6 protein-coding genes are annotated in these 4,302 nt (G+C 62.5%); 2 read left to right on the top strand and 4 right to left on the bottom strand.

All coding sequences use genetic code 11. The features are described from left to right. Positions 1-798, top strand: a 798-nt coding sequence (locus GIW04_RS28395) for a multicopper oxidase family protein (protein ID WP_236479440.1), incomplete at its 5' end; no start/stop codon positions are given. Further along, positions 798-1,289, top strand: coding sequence for a tRNA adenosine(34) deaminase TadA (tadA, locus tag GIW04_RS28390; RefSeq protein WP_120248711.1), 492 nt, complete (start codon positions 798-800; stop codon positions 1,287-1,289). The genes GIW04_RS28395 and tadA, both read left to right, overlap by 1 nt. Before the next feature lie 117 nt (positions 1,290-1,406). Here the strand turns inward: tadA and cmoB are convergent, their stop codons facing one another. The 4 genes from cmoB to GIW04_RS28370 are packed head-to-tail and all read right to left on the bottom strand — an operon-like array spanning position 1,407 to position 4,187. Further along, positions 1,407-2,363: a tRNA 5-methoxyuridine(34)/uridine 5-oxyacetic acid(34) synthase CmoB gene (gene cmoB, locus GIW04_RS28385; protein ID WP_032893401.1), complete on the bottom strand. Its 957-nt coding sequence runs from the start codon at positions 2,361-2,363 to the stop codon at positions 1,407-1,409. After that, positions 2,360-3,103: a carboxy-S-adenosyl-L-methionine synthase CmoA gene (cmoA, locus tag GIW04_RS28380; RefSeq protein WP_120248712.1), complete on the bottom strand. Its 744-nt coding sequence runs from the start codon at positions 3,101-3,103 to the stop codon at positions 2,360-2,362. Before cmoA ends, cmoB begins: the two co-directional genes overlap by 4 nt. A gap of 36 nt (positions 3,104-3,139) precedes the next feature. After that, on the bottom strand, positions 3,140-3,796 hold the full coding sequence (locus GIW04_RS28375; protein ID WP_034134815.1) for a lysoplasmalogenase: 657 nt from the start codon (positions 3,794-3,796) through the stop codon (positions 3,140-3,142). A gap of 1 nt (position 3,797) precedes the next feature. Further along, positions 3,798-4,187 carry a protease inhibitor I42 family protein gene (locus tag GIW04_RS28370; protein WP_003188871.1) on the bottom strand — a complete coding sequence of 130 codons (390 nt, stop codon included), beginning with the start codon at positions 4,185-4,187 and terminating at the stop codon, positions 3,798-3,800. Positions 4,188-4,302 lie beyond the last annotated feature (115 nt).

The raw sequence follows: 4,302 nt of genomic DNA, 5'->3' as shown, positions 1-4,302 counted from the left end.
GCGCGTGGCGGCACGGCCGGGCGCCTCTCCACCATCAACGGCGTGCCCCAGGCGGTGATCGAGCTGCCGGCTGGGCAAATCACCCGCGTGCGCCTGCTCAACCTCGATAACACCCTGACTTATCGTCTCAATATTCCTGGCGTCGAAGCGCAGATCTACGCCCTGGACGGCAACCCCATCGAGCCGCGCCCGCTGGGCAAGGAATATTGGCTGGGCCCGGGCATGCGCATTTGCCTGGCGATCAAGGCGCCGCCGGCGGGCGAAGAGCTGTCGCTGCGCAACGGCCCGGTGCGCCTTGGCACCTTCCGCTCGGTCGCCAATACCGACGCGCCTACCGCATGGCCGCCGGCATTGCCGGCCAACCCGGTTGCCGAGCCAGACTTGGCCAATGCCGAGAAGCTCAACTTTAATTTCGAATGGGTCGGCTCGGTGTCGGTCAATGTCGAAAACGGCAAGCCGCCAAGCCTGTGGCAGATCAACGGCCAGGCCTGGGACATCACCGACAAGACCTGCGCCGACCGCCCGATTGCCAAGCTGGAAAAGGGCAAGAGCTATATTTTCGAATTGAAGAACATGACCCAGTACCAGCACCCGATCCACCTGCACGGCATGAGTTTCAAGGTGCTCGCGTCCAACCGCCACAAGGTCATCCCGTATTTCACCGACACCTACCTGCTGGGCAAGAACGAACGCGCCCGCGTGGCTTTGGTGGCGGATAACCCCGGGGTGTGGATGTTCCATTGCCATGTGATCGACCACATGGAAACCGGCCTGATGGCCGCCATCGAGGTGGCGTGATGCGCCAGATTCGCCCCGCCGCGATTATCGACCGCAGCCGCGACCAGGACTTTATGCGCGAAGCCCTGGCGCTCGCCGCTCAAGGCGCTGCATTGGGCGAAGTGCCGGTGGGTGCCGTGCTGGTGCAGGACGGTGAAATCATCGGCCGCGGGTTCAACTGCCCCATCAGCGGCAACGACCCCAGCGCCCATGCCGAAATGGTCGCGATCCGCGCCGCTGCGCAAGCGATCAGCAACTATCGGCTGGTGGGCAGCACGCTGTACGTGACGCTGGAACCGTGCAGCATGTGCGCGGGGTTGATCGTGCATTCGCGGATTGCGCGGGTGGTGTATGGCGCGCTGGAGCCGAAGGCGGGCATCGTGCAAAGCCAGGGGCAGTTTTTTACCCAGGGTTTTCTTAACCATCGGGTGTTGTTTGAAGGCGGGGTATTGGCCGAGGAGTGTGGGGCTGTCTTGAGCGAGTTCTTCAAAGCCCTACGAGCTAAACCGTGATGATCGTTCCCACGCTCTGCGTGGGAACGCAGCACAGGACGCTCTGCGTCCCAAAGCGTGACGCAGAGCGTCACAAGAGGCATTCCCACGCAGAGCGTGGGAACGATCATAGTGGTGTTATTTGCGAGCGATGATCACCGCCCGCATCGGCGCCGGCAGCCCTTCAATGGTCTTGCTGTGATCCTCAGGATCCAGAAAATCACTCAGCGACTGATACTTCATCCACTGCGTCCCACGCTGTTCCTCAACCGTGGTCACGCTCACATCCACGCACCGCACATCACTGAAACCGGCGCGGCGCAGCCATAGCATCAACGCCGGCACCGACGGCAGGAACCACACATTGCGCATCTGTGCATAACGGTCTTCCGGCACCAGCACTTGCTGTTGATCGCCCTCCACCACCAATGTTTCCAACACCAGCTCGCCGCCCTTGACCAGGGTGTCTTTCAACGCCAGCAAATGCTCGATGGGTGAGCGGCGGTGGTAGAACACGCCCATGGAAAATACGGTGTCAAAGCCTTCCAGGTTCGCCGGCAAGTCTTCGAACGGGAACGGCAGGTGCCAGGCTTTGGGCTCGGACAAGTAGCGCTGCACTGCCTGGAACTGGCAGAAGAACAGCCAGTTGGGGTCCACGCCAATCACGCTGTCGGCCCCGGCGCCGAGCATGCGCCACATGTAGTAGCCGTTGCCGCAGCCCACATCGAGGATGCGCTTGCCTTTGAGGTTCAGGTGCGGCGCGACCCGCGACCACTTCCAGTCCGAACGCCACTCGGTGTCCACATGCACGCCGAACAGATGGAACGGGCCTTTGCGCCAAGGGCTCAGGCCCATCAAGGCGGTGTGCATTTGCTCACGGGTGGCGTCGTCGCAATCGGTGTCCAGCACCAGGCCGTTGAGCAGGTCGACTTCACTGGGCTGGATCTTCGGCAGTGCATCCAACGCACTCTGCCAGCGCTCCAGGTCGCCGTGGCCTTTTTCCATCTTGCTATCGAGCTGCGCTTGCAGGCCCTGGGCCCAGACGGCCAGGGGGGTGCCGACCAAGTGGCGGGCGAGGGGGGACAAATCAATCATGGCAAGGCAATCAACGAGGCAAAGTTAAGACACTGGAACCACGGCACGACTTTCGAGAACCCGGCCGCCAGCAGGCGTTCGCGGTGTTCTTCGAGGCTGTCGGGCTTCATGACGTTTTCGATGGCGCTGCGCTTCTGGGCGATTTCCAGTTCGCTGTAGCCGTTGGCGCGCTTGAAGGCGATATGCAGGTCGGTCAGCAGCGCGTGTTCTTCAACATCGTTAAAGCGCAGCTTTTCCGACAGGATCAACGCCCCGCCCGGCAGCAGCGCCTGGCGAATGCGCCCCAGCAACGCCAGGCGCTCCTTTGGGGCGATAAATTGCAGGGTGAAGTTCAGCGCCACCACCGAGGCGGGCTTGAATTGCAAGGCGAGGATATCGCCCTCGATCACCTCCACGGGCAGCAACTCCTGGAACATCGAATCCTGGCCATTGAGGTATTCGCGGCAGCGCTCGACCATCGCGGCGGAGTTATCCACGGCGATCACCCGGCAACCCTCGGTGCGTACATGGCGGCGCAGGGCTTGGGTCACGGCACCCAGGGAAGAGCCCAGGTCATACAGCACGCTGTGGGGCTGGGCAAATTGCGCGGCCAGCACGCCGAGGTTTTCGACGATTGTGGGGTAACCCGGCACCGAGCGCTTGATCATGTCCGGGAACACCCGCACCACATCCTCGTTAAAGGCGAAGTCCGGCACCTGGGGCAGGGGCTGGGCGAATAGGCGATCGGGTTCTTTGCTCACGGCTGTTCCGGCGACGATGGGGGAAAGGCCGGCATTTTAGCCAAGTTGGTCCTCGGATGCGCGGGTTGTCTGATGGAAAGCCGAGGCGGTGATGCCCCACTGCCCGAGCCAGTAGGTGGCGATCAGTAAATACGGCGCCGCCTCGAACGCGAGCACAAACCGGTTGATGCCGATCAGCGCGTCGGAAACCACAAACGACAGCGCACCCGCTGCTGCCAGCCACGCCGAACGTTTGGGCACCTCGCTGCCCAGTCGCGCCAACGCCCGCCAGAGCATGGCGCTGATCACCAGTGCGTAAACCACCACCGGTATCAACAACTCACCGAGGCCGTGGGCTATCAAGATGCTCAGCAAGATTGCGCCGACGCCGAGGGCCAGCACCAGCGGCAGCAGCGCCAAGCGCCGACAGTCACTGAAATAGGCTTTGAGATAGGCCAGATGTGCGAACAGAAACGCGCCCAGGCCAAAGATAAACAGGTCGCCTGGCCAGGCGAGCAACACGTCGCCCACCAGGGAAAAAATCAAGCCCAGGCTGATCCAGCGTCGATACTCGGTGGGCGGCGCGTCATGCAGCCAACCCAGCAGCGCCAGCACCGGCAGCGGCTTGACCAGCAGGCACAGCAGCGTTGCATGGGTCGCCAGGCCGTAGACAAAGGTGCCGGCGCCCATCAAGGCAAGGATCAGCCATGGCATATCAGTTCACCGTAATGGCGCAGTCAAAGGTTTCGACAGGTTCGGCCTCCGGCTCCCAAGGTTGTTGGGATGTCAGGCGCAAACGCCCTTGCCCTGGGGCAAACGCCTGGAAGCGCCAGGTGGACTGGCCGCCACCGCCAATCACGCCGGATTCGGTGCTGCTGTAGACCTCAGGGCTCAAGGCGCGCAACACGCCGCCAGCGGAATCCTGGATGGCCCAGCGATAGCCGGTGGTGGGATTGCTGGGCAGGGTGAGGATCAGGTTTTGCCCGTTTTCAAGCTGGAGCGGGCAGGCGCTCTGGTTGTCCACGCTGACGTTTTGCTTGGGGGCACTGGCGCATCCGGCCAGCAGGGCAAGGCTCAAGGGGAGAAACAGGCGGGCAGCGGTCATGAAGGCTCCGTTAATACACGACGAAGGGGGAGCATAACCGAAGATGAGACAAGGTGTGACAAGAGGGCATGCGGTGTGGCGGCTGGCGCCATCGCGGGCAAGCCCGCTCCCACAC

The sequence above is a fragment of the Pseudomonas sp. PA-4-8C genome, assembly GCF_021606625.1.
GTDB lineage: Bacteria > Pseudomonadota > Gammaproteobacteria > Pseudomonadales > Pseudomonadaceae > Aquipseudomonas > Aquipseudomonas lactis.
The sequence above is the reverse complement of the archived record's forward strand: the minus strand, read 5'-3'. Positions and strand labels throughout refer to the sequence as shown.

Excerpts from the sequence above, each read along its gene's own strand:
- GIW04_RS28375 (WP_034134815.1), bottom strand. The coding sequence starts at position 3,796 with ATGCCATGGCTGATCCTTGCCTTGATGGGCGCCGGCACCTTTGTCTAC.
- cmoB (WP_032893401.1), bottom strand. The coding sequence starts at position 2,363 with ATGATTGATTTGTCCCCCCTCGCCCGCCACTTGGTCGGCACCCCCCTG.
- GIW04_RS28370 (WP_003188871.1), bottom strand. The coding sequence starts at position 4,187 with ATGACCGCTGCCCGCCTGTTTCTCCCCTTGAGCCTTGCCCTGCTGGCC.
- tadA (WP_120248711.1), top strand. The coding sequence starts at position 798 with ATGCGCCAGATTCGCCCCGCCGCGATTATCGACCGCAGCCGCGACCAG.